Annotated in this window: 15 protein-coding genes; 11 read left to right on the forward strand and 4 right to left on the reverse strand. The window is 61.2% G+C overall.

Annotated features, from left to right (window positions below):
• The first annotated feature begins 177 nt into the window (after positions 1–177).
• The 4 genes from speA (at position 178) to F8N43_RS26250 (ending at position 5,314) form a co-directional block, all read left to right on the forward strand.
• The gene (gene speA / locus F8N43_RS26235) at positions 178–2,091 is read left to right on the forward strand and encodes an arginine decarboxylase (RefSeq protein WP_150634526.1); all 1,914 of its coding nucleotides are present in this window, start codon (positions 178–180) and stop codon (positions 2,089–2,091) included.
• 233 nt (positions 2,092–2,324) lie between these two features.
• Complete coding sequence (locus F8N43_RS26240) at positions 2,325–3,641, forward strand: contractile injection system protein, VgrG/Pvc8 family (protein ID WP_150639612.1); 1,317 nt, start codon at positions 2,325–2,327, stop codon at positions 3,639–3,641.
• The gene (locus tag F8N43_RS26245; RefSeq protein WP_150654565.1) at positions 3,638–4,420 is read left to right on the forward strand and encodes a DUF4123 domain-containing protein; all 783 of its coding nucleotides are present in this window, start codon (positions 3,638–3,640) and stop codon (positions 4,418–4,420) included. Before F8N43_RS26240 ends, F8N43_RS26245 begins: the two co-directional genes overlap by 4 nt.
• 18 nt (positions 4,421–4,438) lie before the next feature.
• Entirely contained in the window at positions 4,439–5,314 is an 876-nt protein-coding gene (locus tag F8N43_RS26250) for an alpha/beta hydrolase (RefSeq protein WP_150634528.1), read from the forward strand.
• On the opposite strand, the gene F8N43_RS26255 is transcribed toward F8N43_RS26250, so the two are convergent.
• Both F8N43_RS26255 and F8N43_RS26260 read right to left on the reverse strand, forming a co-directional pair.
• Positions 5,308–6,657: an MATE family efflux transporter gene (locus F8N43_RS26255; RefSeq protein ID WP_150654566.1), complete on the reverse strand. Its 1,350-nt coding sequence runs from the start codon at positions 6,655–6,657 to the stop codon at positions 5,308–5,310. The genes F8N43_RS26250 and F8N43_RS26255 overlap by 7 nt on opposite strands.
• A 202-nt stretch (positions 6,658–6,859) precedes the next feature.
• Positions 6,860–7,153, reverse strand: coding sequence for a hypothetical protein (locus F8N43_RS26260; protein WP_150634530.1), 294 nt, complete (start codon positions 7,151–7,153; stop codon positions 6,860–6,862).
• Positions 7,154–7,297: 144 nt separating this feature from the next.
• Between F8N43_RS26260 and F8N43_RS26265 the strand changes: the two genes are divergently transcribed.
• The 5 genes from F8N43_RS26265 (at position 7,298) to F8N43_RS26285 (ending at position 11,639) form a co-directional block, all read left to right on the forward strand.
• Entirely contained in the window at positions 7,298–7,603 is a 306-nt protein-coding gene (locus F8N43_RS26265; protein ID WP_150639609.1) for a MazG-like family protein, read from the forward strand.
• The gene (locus F8N43_RS26270; protein WP_150639608.1) at positions 7,600–8,349 is read left to right on the forward strand and encodes a methyltransferase domain-containing protein; all 750 of its coding nucleotides are present in this window, start codon (positions 7,600–7,602) and stop codon (positions 8,347–8,349) included. The genes F8N43_RS26265 and F8N43_RS26270 overlap by 4 nt, the downstream gene beginning before the upstream one ends.
• 12 nt (positions 8,350–8,361) lie before the next feature.
• Positions 8,362–8,973: a DUF4136 domain-containing protein gene (locus tag F8N43_RS26275; RefSeq protein ID WP_150639607.1), complete on the forward strand. Its 612-nt coding sequence runs from the start codon at positions 8,362–8,364 to the stop codon at positions 8,971–8,973.
• A 54-nt stretch (positions 8,974–9,027) separates the two neighbouring features.
• Positions 9,028–9,585, forward strand: coding sequence for a DUF4136 domain-containing protein (locus F8N43_RS26280; protein WP_150639606.1), 558 nt, complete (start codon positions 9,028–9,030; stop codon positions 9,583–9,585).
• 131 nt (positions 9,586–9,716) lie between these two features.
• A complete protein-coding gene (locus tag F8N43_RS26285) occupies positions 9,717–11,639 on the forward strand; it encodes a pilus assembly protein TadG-related protein (RefSeq protein WP_150654567.1) in 1,923 nt (640 codons plus the stop codon).
• Here F8N43_RS26285 and F8N43_RS26290 read toward each other — a convergent pair.
• Both F8N43_RS26290 and F8N43_RS26295 read right to left on the reverse strand, forming a co-directional pair.
• On the reverse strand, positions 11,624–14,368 hold the full coding sequence (locus F8N43_RS26290; protein WP_150654568.1) for an ATP-binding protein: 2,745 nt from the start codon (positions 14,366–14,368) through the stop codon (positions 11,624–11,626). The two genes, F8N43_RS26285 and F8N43_RS26290, sit on opposite strands and share 16 nt — an antisense overlap.
• The gene (locus F8N43_RS26295; protein WP_150654569.1) at positions 14,365–14,805 is read right to left on the reverse strand and encodes a TadE/TadG family type IV pilus assembly protein; all 441 of its coding nucleotides are present in this window, start codon (positions 14,803–14,805) and stop codon (positions 14,365–14,367) included. Before F8N43_RS26295 ends, F8N43_RS26290 begins: the two co-directional genes overlap by 4 nt.
• A 75-nt stretch (positions 14,806–14,880) precedes the next feature.
• On the opposite strand from F8N43_RS26295, the gene F8N43_RS26300 reads away from it, so the two are divergent.
• Entirely contained in the window at positions 14,881–15,351 is a 471-nt protein-coding gene (locus F8N43_RS26300) for a prepilin peptidase (RefSeq protein ID WP_150654570.1), read from the forward strand.
• A gap of 114 nt (positions 15,352–15,465) precedes the next feature.
• Positions 15,466–16,248 carry a response regulator transcription factor gene (locus F8N43_RS26305; protein WP_150639602.1) on the forward strand — a complete coding sequence of 261 codons (783 nt, stop codon included), beginning with the start codon at positions 15,466–15,468 and terminating at the stop codon, positions 16,246–16,248.
• Positions 16,249–16,251 lie beyond the last annotated feature (3 nt).

The raw sequence follows: 16,251 nt of genomic DNA on the forward strand, positions 1-16,251 counted from the left end.
TTTGCTTGTGGTCCGGTGTCGCCTACATGGTTTTCACAGAGCCTGTTCTGACCGGTTTCTAAACTCACTGCGGTCAGCGAGGTCTATCCCCTCGTTGACGAACCGTCATTTTCATCCTTTAGACTGCGCCGGCCTGAACCCAGGCGACGCTCTATGACTTCTTTATAGGGGACTTCAATGTCCGTACGACGCACACGCAAAGACGATGGCAGCCAATGGACAGTTGCGGACAGCCGCAGTGTTTACGGGATTCGCCATTGGGGGGCCGGGTATTTCGCGATCAATGACGCCGGTCGCGTCGAAGTTCGTCCGAACGGTCCGACCAGTTCGCCTATCGACCTCTTCGAGCAAGTCGACCAGCTGCGCCAGAGCGGCCTGTCCTTGCCATTGCTGGTCCGTTTCCCGGACATCCTGCAAGACCGCGTGCGTCAACTGACCGGCGCCTTCGATTCGAATATCGAGCGTCTGGAGTACCAGAGCAAGTACACCGCGCTGTACCCGATCAAGGTGAACCAGCAAGAAGCGGTGATCGAAAACATCATCGCCACGCAGGATGTTTCCATCGGTCTGGAAGCCGGCTCCAAGCCGGAGCTGCTGGCCGTGCTGGCACTGGCGCCGAAGGGCGGCACCATCGTCTGCAACGGTTACAAGGACCGCGAGTTCATCCGTCTGGCGCTGATGGGCCAGAAGCTCGGTCACAACGTGTTCATCGTGATCGAGAAAGAGTCCGAAGTCGGCCTCGTGATCGAAGAAGCCGCCTCGCTGAAGGTCAAGCCGCAGGTCGGTCTGCGCGTGCGTCTGTCGTCGCTGGCATCGTCCAAATGGGCGGACACCGGCGGTGAAAAATCCAAATTCGGTCTGTCGGCGGCGCAACTGCTGTCGGTGGTCGAGCGTTTCCGCGCGGCCGGTCTGGACCAGGGCATTCGCCTGCTGCACTTCCACATGGGTTCGCAGATCGCCAACCTGGCGGACTACCAGCACGGCTTCAAGGAAGCGATCCGCTACTACGGCGAGTTGCGCAACCTTGGCCTGCCGGTTGACCACATCGACGTCGGGGGCGGTCTGGGCGTCGACTACGACGGCACGCATTCGCGCAACGCCAGCTCGATCAACTACGACATGGACGATTACGCCGGTGTCGTGGTCGGGATGCTCAAGGAATTCTGCGACGCGCAGAGCCTGCCGCACCCGAACATCTTCTCCGAAAGCGGCCGTTCCCTGACCGCGCACCACGCCATGCTGGTGGTGCAAGTCACCGACGTCGAGAAACACAACGACGACGTGCCGCAGATCGAAAACAAGGAAGCGCTGCCGGAAACCGTGCAGTGGCTGGTTGACCTGCTCGGCCCGACCGACATCGAAATGGTCACCGAAACCTACTGGCGCGCCACCCACTACATGAGCGACGTGGCGACCCAGTATGCCGACGGCAAGCTGACCCTGGCTGAAAAAGCCCTGGCCGAGCAGTGCTACTTCGCCGTGTGCCGTCGCCTGCACAACTCGTTGAAGGCGCGTCAGCGTTCCCACCGTCAGGTGCTCGACGAACTCAACGACAAGCTGGCCGACAAGTACATCTGCAACTTCTCGGTGTTCCAGAGCCTGCCGGACACCTGGGCCATCGGCCAGGTCCTGCCGATCCTGCCGCTGCACCGTCTCGACGAAGAGCCGCTGCGCCGCGCGGTGCTGCAAGACCTGACCTGCGACTCCGACGGCAAGATCAAGCAATACGTCGACGAGCAGAGCATCGAGACCAGCCTGCCAGTGCACGCACTGAACGAGGGCGAAGACTACCTGCTGGGGATCTTCCTGGTCGGCGCCTATCAGGAAATTCTGGGCGACATGCACAACCTGTTCGGTGACACCGACTCGGTGAACATCTACCAGAATGCCGACGGCAGCGTGTACCACGCGGGTATCGAAACCCACGACACCATCGAAGACATGCTGCGTTACGTGCATTTGTCGCCGGAAGAGCTGATGACCCACTACCGCGACAAGTGTGCCAGTGCGCGCATCACCGCCGCCGAACGCACGCAGTTCCTCGACGCCTTGCGCCTGGGCCTGACCCGTTCGTCTTACCTGTCTTCTTGAGGTAAGGAACCATTCTCGCCGGGTTGTCTGAAAATGTTCCGCAAGCTGCGGAAATTTCAGATGACCTGGTGCGGCGGTTCTCTATTTTCCAGCGAAACGTCCCACACTCCCGGCTATCAAAGCCATTTGGTCTTCTTTTCGCGTAGGCCATTTCCTAAGTTGTACTTCGGCACTCTACTCGGCCATGTCTCTCGGCGAGAATCCCCGACCGCCCCTCCTGTAGAGAATCGCCGATGTTCGATCCAGTCAACGAGCCTTCATTTCGTCTGGACGTAGCCGGTCTGCCCGACCCTTTCGAAGTCCTGGCCTTTACCGGTAGAGAAGCGATCAGCGAGCCCTTTGTGTTCGATGTGGATCTGCTGATCGATGATCCGACGCTCGACCTTGCCAGCTTGCTGTACCGTCCGGCCGTTTTGCATTTCGGGCCAGAGGGCAGCGCTTTTCACGGCCAACTGCATGAACTGGTCCAGCGTGACCATGGTCCGAGCGTCAGGCTTTGCCACGTGCGACTGGGGCCGAAGCTGGCGTGCCTGTCCCAGCGTTTCAGCCAGCGAATTTTCAGCGCGCTGTCGGTGCCCGAGATCCTCAGCCAGGTGCTTAAGGAGCACGGCATTGCCGGCAAGGACCGACGCTTCGAATTGCTTGGCGATTACCCGCCCCGTGATTTCTGCACGCAATATCGGGAATCGGATCTGCAGTTTCTCCAGCGCCTGTGCGCCGAGGAACGCCTTCACTACCATTTCGAGCATCAGCCCGATGGGCACTGTGTGGTTTTTTGCGACGGTCACGGGCATTTTCGCCTCGGCGAAAACGTGGTGTTCGCGGTCGATCAAGTCGCCCCTGCGGTGCGTCAGTTTCAGCGTGAGGCCGGTCAACGCACGGTGCACAGCGCCGAAGGTTGCACCGACCTGCCGACGCTGCGCAGCGGTCAGTTGATGCCGTTGTCTGGCCATCCGGTCGGCGAGTGGAATCAGCTGTGGTTGCTGACCCATGTCGAACATCAGGGTAGCCAGGATCAAGTGGCTCCCTACAGCAATCAGATTCGTGCGATTCATGCCGAGGCCTCCTTCGTCCCGGCCCCTTGTGCGGTGAAACCGCAGATGCACAGTCTGCAACGAGCCTGGGTGGTCGATGTCGATGAACCTCGGCCCGATCCCTCCCGACCGGTGGCCGTGCAGTTCGACTGGCTCTATCAGGGCGAAGGTGCGACGCCCAGTCATTGCTGGCTGCCGGTGGCGGCTGAACTGGCAGGGCCGACCGCCTCGCCGCTGAGCGAAGGGACCGAGGTGGTGGTGACCTTCATCGAGGGCGATCCGGATCAGCCGCTGATTTGCGGGTTTCTTCACACGCCGTTGGCAGTCGAAGCGGTCGAGGAACCCAGCCCGCCTGGGGCCGGCTCAACCCATGAAGGTTTGCTGGAACTCCTGCGCTCGGGCGAGCCCTTGGTGCTGTTGTGTCTGTTGCCCGGCGGCGGCAGCTTCAGTCACTGCTCGCAGGCGCATTGCACCTGTCGGGCGGCGACGCTGTTCGGCCAGAGTGGTGCTGCATGATTGGCGCAACCCCGCAATGGCTGTTGCTGGACGTCCCGAGTGCACCTCAAGCGAGCGCAACACTGCGACAGGCGTTCTCGCAGGCTCAGTGGTTCTGGTTGTTCGAGGGCACCGAACTGCAGGCGTTGCGCGAAGACGGCCCGGCACTGGTCGACCTTCGAACGTGCCCGGCGCTGGCCGAGTTGTGCTACAGCAATACGCAGGCCTGGCGTGGCTTGCTGATTGTCAGCGAGGTGCCGTCATCGCAATTGCTGGCGCATTTACGCCGCATGCTTACCGTGACTTGCGGGCTGCACCATCGGGCCTTGTTGAATTATTACAACCCGAACACGGCCAGTTACTTTTTCGACGCCTGCGACGCCCGGGAACTGAGTCGCTGGCTGGGTCCGATCAGCCAGTTGCACTGGTTCGGCGGAACTTGGGCCGATCGCGCGATCGGCAGTCAGGGCTGGCAGCAGTTGCTCAACCCGGGGCTCGCCGTCAGCCAGTTGGCGGTCGAAGAATGCCTCAGCCCCCGTCAGCGCGAAACCCTGCAAACCTGCCTGCTGGAACAGCATGCCTGGCACTGGAGCCAATCCACCGGGACCGATTACAGCCGCCTGTGGTTCCATGTGCAGGAAGGGCTGGCGCTGGGTTTCAGCGAACGGCCGGTCCTCGATGGCTGGTTATGGCTACGCTTGCAGTACCCCCGCGCATCGCTGGTGCCGCCGTTGTCGGGGCTGACCCAGCAGGAGCGCCTCGATAGCCTGCGCAATCGGTGGCAGAACGATCAACCCTGAACACGAGGTTGTGCATTGATGGCGAGCACTTTGCGGCGACTGTTCAACCTGGCAATCGGCGGGTGTCTGTTGTTCGCGATGACGGCGTGCTCGCCACTGAAATTGCTCAATGCCCTGACCCCCGACGGGAGTTTCGACAAGACCGAGGGCATCGCCTACGGTGCTGATCCACGGCAAAAACTCGATGTGTATGTGCCGCGTCATCTAATGGCAAACGCCCCAGTGGTGGTGTTTTTCTATGGCGGCAGCTGGAACAGCGGGTCCCGCAGCGATTACGGGTTTGTCGGCGAGGCTTTGGCGTCCAGGGGGATTATTGCGGTGCTGGCGGATTATCGGTTGTATCCGCAGGTGCGTTATCCGCTGTTCCTGGAGGATGGCGCACACGCGGTTGCCTGGACGCACGAACACATTCGGCAGTTTTCCGGGAATCCGCAGCGGTTGTACCTGATGGGCCACAGTTCCGGGGCGTACAACGCGGCGATGTTGGCGCTGGACCCCGGTCTGCTCGGGGCGGTGGGCTTGTCGCCGCACAACCTCAGCGGCTGGATCGGTCTGGCGGGACCGTATGATTTTTTGCCGATCAAGAATCCGGACGTACGACCGGTGTTTTTCTGGCCGGATTCACCGCCGCAGTCGCAACCGATCAATCACGTCAGTCGTGGCGCGCCGCCGGCTTTGTTGATGGCCGCGACAGACGATGATCTGGTCAACCCGACGCGCAACACCGGCGGGCTGGCACGCAAGCTGCGCGAGGCGGGCGTGCCGGTGCAGGATCTGTACTTTTCGCGTCCCGGCCACGCCACGCTGGTCGCGACGCTGTCACGACCGATGCGCGGTCTGGCGCCGGTGCTGGAGCAGATCGCCGCGTTCGTGAAGGCGACGCCGGGTCAGTGAGCCCGACCGCTGAACCAGCCGTCGTTGTTGTGCAGAAACCAGGCAATTACACCAAGGGTCAGGCTGCGTAGCACCATGAACAACAGGAAAGTTATCCACAGTCCGTGGTTGCCCAAACCTTGCAATGCCCAGCCAAATGGCAGCAGCAGAATCACGGTCAACAGCATGCCGTTGCGCATTTCACGGGCGCGGGTTGCGCCGATGAACAGCCCGTCGAGCAAGTAGCTCCAGACCGCGATCAAGGGCAGGGCGGCGAGGTAGGGCAGATAGATGAATGCCGTGTCGCGCACGCTCTGAATGTCGGTCTGCATCTCGATGAACAGGTGCCCGGCGAACAGAAACAGCACGGCAAACCCCAGGCTCGCCAACAGCGACCAGCCACAGGCAACGACCAGTGAGCGGCGCAGGGCATCACGGTCGCGAGCACCAATCGCATGCCCGCACAACGCTTCCACCGCGTGGGCCAGACCATCGAGCGCATGGGCGGTCAGCAGCAGCCCGTTGAGCAACAAGGCGTTGGCCGCGACGGTGGCGTCACCCAGGCGTGCGCCCTGTACGGTGATCAGGAAAAACACCGATTGCAGCAACAGGCTGCGGATGAAGATGTCGCGGTTGACCGCCAACAACGGCCGCCAACTCTGCCACAGCGCCAGCGCGGCCCAGGCGATGTGGCCGGGGTAGGCGCGCAGGGCCTTGCGGGTCATCAGCAGGCCGATCAGCGCGCCGGTCCATTCGGCGATCACTGAGGCCCGGGCCGCACCGACTACGCCCCATTCCAGGCCAAGGACAAACCACAGGTTCAGCGCAATGTTGACCAGGTTGGTGCTGAGCAAAATCGCCAGCGGCGCCCGGGCGTTTTGCGTGCCGAGGAACCAGCCGACCAGTGCATAACTGGCCAGCGCCGCGGGCAGACCGAACAATCGCGTGTGGAAGAATTCGCGGGTCAACTGATCCAGTTCTGGCGAAGGTTGCATGAAGTGCAACGCGACACCGCTCAACGGAACGCCCAGCGCACCCAAGGCAATGGCCAGCCCCATGGCCAGCAACAGACCCTGCAACAGAATCTGCCGCAACGCCGCGCCATCCCCGCGTCCGGCGGCCTGGGCGGCAAACCCGGTGGAGCCCATGCGCAGAAAGCCCATGGCCCAGGCGAGAAAGGTATACAGGCTGGCCCCGACCGCGACGGCGCCCAGTTGATGGGCGTGAGGCAAGTGGCCGATGACCGTGCTGTCGACCAGCGCCACCAGCGGCACGGAAATGTTCGAGAGGATCATGGGCGCAGCGAGCGCCCAGACCCGGCAATGGGTCGGGCGGTCACGCCAGTCGGCAATCAGGTTGGACATGCAGGCTCCTTGGAGAGCCGGCATTGTAGCGGTAGATTCCGAATCAGCTCAGTGAACACAATCTATAAAACGTCACACGTCGAGTGTGAGAGCGGCGGTGCGACGATTCGACTTGCCCGAGATGAGGCCGGTAAATCCACCACCTATGTTGACTGTCAGGCCGCTATCGCGGGCAAGCCCGCTCCCACAGGGATTGCTGGTGTCAGTGGATTATCCAGCTCAACAACCACAACCCCAGCAGCAACCAGATGATCCCCATGATGATCGACGCATTCATGAATGCCCGGATCGCTGACCACAGCAGCATCAGCCCCAGGATCAACGCGATGATGTTGATGATCGACGTATCCATGCCCAGCGCGCGGGACAATCCTTCGACGAAGTTGCCGCCGGCGTTGCTCAACAGATTGAACAGGCCACTGAGGGCGTCAATGATAAAGCGGATGACCGAACCGAGCGCCTGGCCGAGCCATTCGAAAAAACTTTCTACCTGCATGTCGTTAACGTCCTGATGTAAGTGGTTGAGCCTTGGGCCATTGATCGCGCTGGCGAGTTCCCTGCAAGCATAGTGGTTTTGCGGCGTGTGCCGCTTGCCTTAACGTTGCATCCCCCCGAAGCTATACGCCTTCAGGAGAGCCCGATGAACCTTGTTGAACTGACCGAACGCCTGCACGCCATCCGTGACCGCAATGACTGGCGGCAATTTCACAGCCCGAAAAACCTGGCCATGGCCGCGAGCGTGGAAATGGCCGAGCTGGTGGAGATCTTCCAGTGGCTGAGTGAAGACCAGTCGCGCCAGTTGCCGGCGGACAAACTGGCCCATGCCGGGCAGGAGGTCGGTGACATCGTGCTCTATCTACTGCTGCTGTGCGGCGAGTTGGGGCTGGACATGAATGAAGTGGTGCGCAGCAAGCTCGCGGACAGTGAACGGAGGTTCAGCCGATGAGCGACCGTCATTTCGATCAGCTGGCAACCCGTTTCGCCGAAAAGATCTACGGCGGCGCCAAGGGCGCGATCCGCCTGGCGGTGCTTCAGGCCGACCTGGCCGAAACCCTGCCTGACCGTCCGCTGCGTGTGCTCGACATCGGCGCCGGCCTTGGCCATATGTCGTTGTGGCTGGCCCAGCGCGGGCATGACGTGACACTGGCCGAGCCCGCCGAGCCGATGCTGGAAGGCGCCCGCCAGCGTTTTGCCGACGCCGGCCAGACGGCTACTTTCATTCAGGCGCCGTGGCAGGATTTGCTCGGCCAACTCACCGAGCCCTACGATCTGGTCCTGTGCCACGCGGTGCTGGAATGGCTGGCCGAACCCCATGCGATCCTGCCGGTATTGCATCAATTGACCCAGCAGGATGGCTGGTTGTCCCTGGCCTTCTACAACCGCGATGCGCTGATCTACCGCAACCTGCTCAAGGGCCACTTCCGCAAAATGCGCAAGAACGACATGGCCGGTGAAAAGCAAAGCCTGACGCCGCAACAGCCCCTCGATCCACGAGAATTGGCGGCGCAACTTGAAGGCCTGTGGCAGGTCGAAACCCAGAGCGGGGTGCGGGTTTTTCACGATTACATGCCGGTGGAATTCCAGGCTCGCGCCGAATTGGTGGATTTACTCGAAATGGAGCTGGCCCACCGGCGTCACCCAAGTTTTGCCGGGCTTGGGCGCTACTTGCACTGGATCTGTCGACCGGCCTGATCGGAGCGCGAAATGAAAACTCGTTCAGGGTTGCTGGTGATTTGTCTGGGGTTGGCTGCCTGCCAGGGCACCAATCCCTATGTGGCAAGTTCCAAACCGTTGCCGCCGGCGCCACCCGAGGCGGCCAACACCTTCGATCGCAGCGCCTACCCGGCTGCGCCGCGTGACTACGGCCGCTACCGCAGTTGGGCCTGGCTCAATGGGCAACTGCCGCCGGGCTCGGCGTGGGCGGACTCGGCGCAAGTCGCCGAAGCCGTGAGCAATGCCCTCGATCAACGCGGCTTGCGCCCGCTGCACGACAATCGTCCGGCAGACCTGTTCGTCAGCGCCAATCTGCATCTGGAAACCCGCTTGCGGCAGGTTCAGGACGACTATGGTTATTACGGCGGCTATGGCGGGTACAACCGTTACGGCAGTGGTTATGGCATGTACAACACGGTGCCGATCGTTCGCACGTATTCGGAACAGGTCGTGGTGGTGAGGGTGGACCTGTTCGATGCGCAAAGCGGTCAACCGGTTTGGAGCGCGAGCGCCGAAACCGCCAACAAGGGTAGCCAGAGCGCACGCGCCGATGCCATACGGGAGGCTGTGGAAAAGGCCATGTCGGCGTATCCTCCCAGTTAGCTTCTGCAATCAAGAAGCGTTCCGCAGGTTCATGTCTTCAACCGGAGAATCATCATGTTCCGCCGTCTCGCTTTACTGGCCATCGCCGCGCTCCTCAGTGCCTGCGCCGGCAACCAGGTCAATCATGACTTCGACGCCAGCCGCGACTTCGCCGCCTATCGCAGCTGGAGCTGGAAAGACCCCGCCCTGCAATATCGCCCCGATGACCCACGGATCAAAAGCGACCTGACCGAACAGCGCATCCGCCAATCGGTGGCCGATCAGCTCGATCAGCGTGGCCTGCGCCCGGCCGCTTCGGGCAAAAAAGGTGATGTGAGCGTGCAAACCTACCTGATCGTCGAAGACCGTCAGCAACAAGTGACGACCAACTACGGCGGCGGGTGGGGCGGCCCATGGAATGGCTACTGGGGCGGGCCGATGTACAACGAAACCCGCAACATCAGCTACAAGGTGGCGATCATCCAGATTGACCTGCTCGACGGCAAGGACGGCAAACTGGTGTGGCGCGGCAGTGACGAACAAATCCTCAGCCGCTCACCGAACCCGTCGGACCGCAGTACGGCGATACGCGAAACGGTCGGCCGGATACTTGCCAACTACCCACCCAGGTAAACCGGCATCCCGCCCCCACAAGTTTTTTTGGGCGGGGATGGCGGGTTGCCAGCAGGCTCTCCCAGCCTTGTCTACACTGCTTTTCACCAATGGAGGTTGCGCCCGGCAGTGCGCCGGCAAAGGAGTGCGCCATGTCTCCCCGCTTGCAGTTTCGCGGCCCGGCCCGGCAACGGGGGGCGATCGGATTGATGGCGGCCCTGACCCTGGCCATGGCCCTGGGCTTCACGGTGCTGGTCATCGACAGCGGTCGGCTCTATCTGGAACAACGGAAGTTGCAGCGGGTGGCGGATACTGCGGCACTTGAGGCCGTGACCCGCGATGGCAATTGCCTGCCCGGGCTCAGCGCTGCCAGTTACGCCACGCAAAGTGCGACGCGTAATGGTTTTACCGTCAACGCCACTGGCACGCTGACGGTCAGTTGCGGCACCTTGCAGACCGGCGCGGACAACCTGCGCGCCTTCAGCGTCGACTCGACAAAAAGCGCCGCCGTGCGCGTCATCGCCACCCAAACCGTTGCCACCAGCGTGGCCGCCGGCATCGGCGCTTTGCTGTCCGGCGGGCCCTTCGCTTTAACCACCCAGCTCAGCGCCACCGCCGTGGCGGCCGAGCCCAAGCTGACATTGGCGCAACTCAGCATTCGAAGCAGCCTCGTGGGCGCCGATACCTCCCGATCGAACCTGTTGAACCCGCTGTTCTCGACCCTGTTGGGCGGCAACGTCAACCTCTCTGCCGTGGGCTGGGACGGTTTGATCAAAACCGACGTCAACCTGTTGCAGTTCATGGATCGACTGGCGATAAAACTGGGTGTGGCGGCGGGCGACTACACCACGTTGTTGAACACGCAAGCCAGCGTGACCCAGTTCATCCAGGCCGCCGCCGATGTTCTTCCCTCCAACGGCTCCACGGCGACCGTCAAGACCGCGCTGGGTAATCTGCAATTGGCGGCCACCAATGCCTCACCGATCAAGTTGGGTGACTTGCTCCAACTGCAAACCGGCGCACAAGCGGCCAGTCTCGACGCCACGGTGCAACTGTTCCAGTTGGTTCAAGGGTTTGTGCAACTGGCGAACAAGAACAGCGCGGTGGCCGCGGTATTGCCGGTGAATGTGTTGGGGCTGGCTGGCATGACCACCCGCATCAAAGTCATTCAGCCGCCGCAGTTTTCTGCGGTAGGGAACCCCGCGCTGGCGAAAGTGGCACCGCTGGGCGCGAACAAAATATACGTGCGCACTGCACAAATCCGCATCCTCGTGTCGGTAGACCTGACGTTGATCAATGTCGTCTTGCAAACCGTCAATGCGCTGTTGCAGACGGTCATAGGCCTGATCAATACAGCTCTGGCGCCGGGCTGCATCCTGGGGAGCTGCACCCAGACGGACCTGCAATTACTGCCCGATGGATTGAACCTCGACGTCGGTCTTGAAGCCGGTGTCGGCAGCAGCTACGTCACCGATTACTCCTGCGTCAGCCCTGCAAACAAGAGCCTCACCGCCACCACCAATATTTCCGCGGTGCAACTCAAGGTCGGAAAAATCGATCCGGTGATCTGGCTCTCCTCTTCCGCGGCGCCCAGCCTGTCGCCGTTGACCTTGGTGGATATCGGCTCCAAGACCTGCCACTTGCTTAGCTGCGGCGCACGCACACCGTTCGGGGGCGGCGGTTTGGAACTCATGATAGACAGTCCTGTTGGCGGCACCACCGAGCCCAATTACACCTTCGCCAATCCGCATGAGGTCAATGTGGCCCCAGACCCCACGCACCCGGTGACGGTGTCGGGTGTCGTGGGCAGTTTGAAGGGGACGCTTACGGGTATGACGTTGATTCAACACCCCCCAACCATTGGCAGTCTGTTGGGGGCGCTGCTCAATACCTTGCTGTCGACGCTGGCCGATGTGACCCAGCTTCTGGTCACGGCCATCAGTGGCCTGATCACGCCACTGATTGACCCGATCGTCGACAGCCTGTTGCTCAACCTCGGCATCGACGTCAACAAAGTCGACGTTGGTTTTAACCTGACCTGCGGGCAAAAAGGCAAAGCCTATCTGGTGATCTGATCGTCCACGACAATCGGCAGCTCGATACAGAACCGTGCGCCCTCGGCCGAGTTCCGCACGCTGAGTTTGCCGCCCATGTTCTCGACGATCCCATAGCTCACCGACAAGCCCAGCCCGGTGCCGACGCCTACTGGCTTGGTGGTGAAAAACGGTTCGAAGATCCGCTCCAGCAGGCGTGGATCAATCCCGCCGCCGTTGTCCTCGACCCACAGTCGAACCGACTGCGCATCACGTTCGGCGTACAGCGAAATCCACGGTTTGAATTGATGATCAGCCTCACGTTTGACGAGGAGCGCATCCCGGGCGTTGACCATCAGGTTGATCAGTACTTGTTCCAGCTGATCGACATGACCGCGCACCAGAGTTTCGAAGCCGGTCTCGCTGACCCGCAACTCGACACCTTTGCCGCGCATGCCTTCGGCCAGCAACGACAGTGTGCCTTCGATGGCTTGAACCGGATTGAAAGGGTGCTGTTCGATCTCCGAGCGGCGGCCGAACACCCGCATGTGATCCACCACCCGCGCCGCGCGCTGGACCTGCGCATCGATGCGGTTGAGTTTGTCGGTCAGGTAATCGATCTGCACATCGCCGTTACTCAAGCGCTTGAGCACATTGACGATGGCCATGCGCATCACGTTCAGCGGCTGGTTGATTTCATGGGCCAGGCCGGTGGCCATTTCGCCGAGCGTGGCCATTTTCGCGCTCTGGGCCAGTTGCTGTTGCGAACGGCGGACTTCGGTGTTGTCGCGGCCCACGGCCTGAACCTCAAGCAAGCGACCTTGCGCATCGAACACGCCGCGATCCGACCAGACCCACCAGGCGTGTTCCCGGCCCGGCAGCTGCAGGTTGATTTCCGCCGTGCTGACCGGAAACTCCGGGCTCAGTTGGCCCAGCCGGCGCAGAAACGCTTGCTGTTGTTCTGCCGACATCCAGCTGCCCAGGTTCACGCCTGGCAGTTGCTCGGGCTGGCATTCCAGATACGTCGCCAACGGGCGGTTACCAAAGGTCAGGGTCAGGTCCGGCCGATAACGGCAGATCATCGCCGGTGAATCCTCGACCAGAATCCGATAGCGCTCTTCGCTTTGTTTGACTTGCTCGGCGGCCAGGGTCGCGTCGGTCACGTCCAGCCATAACCCGACGGCTTCGACCGGCAGGCCAAGGTCGTCGCGTAACAGCTTGGCTTCGTCGAGCAACCAGTGGTAGTCGCCGCGACTGTCACGCAGGCGGTAGCGCGCACGGACCGACCCTTCGCGAAGCAGTTGCCGAGAGCGCTCGAAATAGCGCTCGCGGTCCTCGGGATGAACCCGTTCTACCAGTGCTCCAGCTGCGCAATCTGCGAGGGTCCACCCCAGCAAAGGCAACAGGCTGTCGCTGAAAAAGCTCGGTTGCAGCGCACCTTCGGCATAACGCTGCACATAGATCACCGCCGGTGAACTGGCGATCAGGTTGTCCAATCGGGCATGAGCCGCCGCTGCCTGCTGCTCCTGATTTTTGATGTCGCTGATGTCGAGCATGAAGCCCACCAGCCGGCGGTTTTTGCCGATGCCCAAGGCCTGGCCCTGCAGGCGATACCAGATCGGCGTGTCGCGCTGATGCAGGCGCACACAGAGCAGCAAAGGCGTGCCCTCATCCTGCAAGTCTTGCAGGCGACTGCGCAGTTCTTCGCGGTCGGCGGGATGGATCTGCTCAAACCAGTCAGGCAGGGGCAGGCGTGTGCCGGGCAGGTCGAGGGTGCTGGCCAGCGACGGCGCCAATTGCACCTCGGTACCGTCGCTGAAAACCTCCCACCAACCGGTGCCCAGCAGGGCTTGTAACGAGTCCAGTCGCTCCAGTTGCACATGGTGCCGATGCTCGCGCAAGCGCTCCAGCAGCGGGCCGGCGAGCGCCGCGGTGAGCTGCAACCAGTCGCGGGCGTTGACGTCGGGTGCTCGCTGCTGCACCGGGTAAAACCCGCACAGCAACCACGCGACCACGCCTTGCGCATCGTGATAGGGCACTGCAAACCCTTCAGCATTGCCGAAAGTGGCTTGCAGGCGCGGGTGCTCGCCGAGGGCAAGAGGCTGCGGGGCCGAACCGTTCAAACTGTCGAGCCCGGTGCCCAGGCGCTGACCGTTTTGCCACAGTTGTGGGGCGTCGAAGCCAGCGTAGTGCTGGTGGATCTGCCAACCGTCTGCGTGCTCATCCTGCAACGCCAAGGCGATGCAGGGGACTTGATAACGCTGCGCCAGGCTCTGCAATTGCTCCGCCAATACCTCGGGCAGACGCGCCAGGCTGCACAGGCGCAACTGGTCGCCGATCTGCGTCGCGAGCCATTGGGATTGTTCGCGGCTGCGCGATTGCTGGCGTTCGAGCAACAGGTCGCCGATGTCCAGCAACTGCAGCAGCCAGGCGTCAGCCCACGGCTGCACCCAGCCGCGCAGGTGCAGGGGTTGCCCGCTGAGGCTGTAAAAGTCCAGATCCAGCGGTTGCCCTTGCCAATCGGCCGGCGTGCCTTCAACGGCGAGGCCGCTGTGGGGCAGGAGAAAATCCAGCAGGTGCGGCGCCCGCGCGGCAGTCAGTTGCTGGGCCAGCCCATGCCGCAGCGGACCGGTCAGATGAAGCACTCGGCCTTCGGCATCCAGATGCATCTGTAAACCGACATCAGGCACGCTCAAGCGGTTCGGAGCGTCCTGGGTCGGTGGCGGTTGGCGGTTGAGCAGGCGCCCGAACAGTCTGTCCCCGGAACTCAAAATTGCAGGCTCGAACTGGCGGTGAGCGTGGCCGGCAGATTGGGTACCGAGCCGATCCCCGGCAGGGTCAGAAACGGAATGACTTGCCTGAGTTTGCTGGTGGGGTAGTTGATGGAGACCTTCAATACCCCGCCCGCGTAAGTGGCGGTGGTATCGGTGGCGACATTGAAATTCAGCGCCGCCGGAATCCAGGCCAGTTGCCGGCTCAGTTCAGCCGTGGCAACGGTCTTTATCACGGTGTCGTAACCGGGGGTGTTCGGGTCGAGTGTGACGCTTTGGCGCACGGCTTCGGCGGTCGACTGGTTGAACGATTGCATAAGCAATAGCGGCAAGCTGTAGGTGACGATGCCGTAGAACACAGCGAAAAATATGACGAACACCAAGGCGAACTCAATCGCGATGGCACCTTTTTGCTGGCGGGGGAGGTTTGTTTTCATGAGTGCGTCTACCCTGACAATCACTGCGTAATGTCAGCATAGAATCATTCAGCCAAAACGGACGTTTTTTACCGAATGCAGAGTTTTTTCCTACTGATTTGGCTGACGCTATGCGCCGCGCAGGATATCCGGCAGCGGCACATCGCCAATCACCTGACCCTGGGCGCAAGCGTGGTGGCACTGGTGTTTCTGGGGTGGACCGACCGCACCTGGCTCGGGGCCGAAGCCGTGCAGGGTGGTTGGGCTTTTCTGTTGGCGCTGGCCTTCACGTTGCCCGGCTATGCGGCGCGGCGCCTGGGCGCAGGCGATGTGAAACTGATGACAGCGTTGGCTCTTGCGACGGACGGTATGCATGTCCTTGGCACATTTATGGGCGCCGGATTGGCCAGCGTAGGTTGGCTGCTGCTGGCGCCAAGAGTCTGGCTTCATATGAGTCAAGGCCTTAGGAATCATCTTCGATATCTAGGGCCCGGAACGTCAAACAAGCAGCCATTTGCACCGTTTGTATTGCTGGGTTTTTTGCTCTCCCTCGCCTGGATTCAGTAGTCACCTGTTCTATGTACATAGTCAAAAAGTACGTCTACTTTCAAATCAGTAGTTGTACAGCCCGCGGCTGTCGGTAAAGGAACAGCCAGCCTTTGGTTTTGCAGGGAGTTGCATGTGAACAAGCCTACCTCCGCAGTGAAAGTTCTTGTGGTCGATGATCAACCCTTGATTGTTGAAGAACTTTGCGAGTTTCTTGAAAGCAGCGGTTACCGTTGCGTGCCATGTGAGTCCAGCGCGCAGGCAGTCGAACGATTCGCTGAAGACGTGGACATCGGCCTGGTGCTCTGCGATTTGCACATGCCCGGGCTGGACGGCATCCAGTTGGTCCAGGAACTGCAAAGGTTGTCCGGCAAGCATCGGGCATTCGAAGCGATCATGCTCACCGGGCGCGCGGACAAGCAAGATGTGATCAAGGCTTTGCGTGCCGGGATTGCCGATTACTATCAGAAGCCGATTGACCTGGATGAGTTGCTCGAGGGCATTGCGCGACAGGAGGTGGCATTGCGGGAGCGGCAGAAGAGTTTGCAGCTGGGGCATTTGAATCAGAAGCTGCAGTACCTTTCCGAGTCGATCGATGACCTGTATCAGGATTTGGACAAGGTTCGGCGTAGTCCGCCGTTATCGGGTTCTTCTGATAGCGATGTCAGTGAGCTGGATCGGATTGAGATCCCGGCGGTTTTCAATCAACTGTCGCCCAGGCAGTTGGACGTGGCGCGTTTGGTGGGCAAGGGGCAGACCAACTATCAAATTGCCTGTGAGCTGGGGATTACCGAAAACACGGTGAAGTTGTACGTGTCGCAGGTGCTGCGGTTGACGCACATGCATAATCGGACGCAGTTGGCGTTGGCGTTGTCGCCCAGCAATTCGGGTTTGCGCCAGAGGGTTACGGCTCACTAGCAC

The organism is Pseudomonas fluorescens, assembly GCF_902498065.1.
In the GTDB taxonomy this organism is placed as follows: Bacteria; Pseudomonadota; Gammaproteobacteria; order Pseudomonadales; family Pseudomonadaceae; genus Aquipseudomonas; species Aquipseudomonas fluorescens_BJ.

What these genes read in the sequence shown, in the direction of transcription:
- F8N43_RS26275 (WP_150639607.1), top strand. Translation starts at nt 8,362, where the DNA reads ATGAAAACTCGTTCAGGGTTGCTGGTGATTTGTCTGGGGTTGGCTGCC.
- F8N43_RS26250 (WP_150634528.1), top strand. Translation starts at nt 4,439, where the DNA reads ATGGCGAGCACTTTGCGGCGACTGTTCAACCTGGCAATCGGCGGGTGT.
- F8N43_RS26240 (WP_150639612.1), top strand. Translation starts at nt 2,325, where the DNA reads ATGTTCGATCCAGTCAACGAGCCTTCATTTCGTCTGGACGTAGCCGGT.
- F8N43_RS26300 (WP_150654570.1), top strand. Translation starts at nt 14,881, where the DNA reads ATGCAGAGTTTTTTCCTACTGATTTGGCTGACGCTATGCGCCGCGCAG.
- F8N43_RS26270 (WP_150639608.1), top strand. Translation starts at nt 7,600, where the DNA reads ATGAGCGACCGTCATTTCGATCAGCTGGCAACCCGTTTCGCCGAAAAG.
- F8N43_RS26280 (WP_150639606.1), top strand. Translation starts at nt 9,028, where the DNA reads ATGTTCCGCCGTCTCGCTTTACTGGCCATCGCCGCGCTCCTCAGTGCC.
- F8N43_RS26245 (WP_150654565.1), top strand. Translation starts at nt 3,638, where the DNA reads ATGATTGGCGCAACCCCGCAATGGCTGTTGCTGGACGTCCCGAGTGCA.
- F8N43_RS26265 (WP_150639609.1), top strand. Translation starts at nt 7,298, where the DNA reads ATGAACCTTGTTGAACTGACCGAACGCCTGCACGCCATCCGTGACCGC.
- F8N43_RS26295 (WP_150654569.1), bottom strand. Translation starts at nt 14,805, where the DNA reads ATGAAAACAAACCTCCCCCGCCAGCAAAAAGGTGCCATCGCGATTGAG.
- F8N43_RS26285 (WP_150654567.1), top strand. Translation starts at nt 9,717, where the DNA reads ATGTCTCCCCGCTTGCAGTTTCGCGGCCCGGCCCGGCAACGGGGGGCG.
- speA (WP_150634526.1), top strand. Translation starts at nt 178, where the DNA reads ATGTCCGTACGACGCACACGCAAAGACGATGGCAGCCAATGGACAGTT.
- F8N43_RS26255 (WP_150654566.1), bottom strand. Translation starts at nt 6,657, where the DNA reads ATGTCCAACCTGATTGCCGACTGGCGTGACCGCCCGACCCATTGCCGG.
- F8N43_RS26260 (WP_150634530.1), bottom strand. Translation starts at nt 7,153, where the DNA reads ATGCAGGTAGAAAGTTTTTTCGAATGGCTCGGCCAGGCGCTCGGTTCG.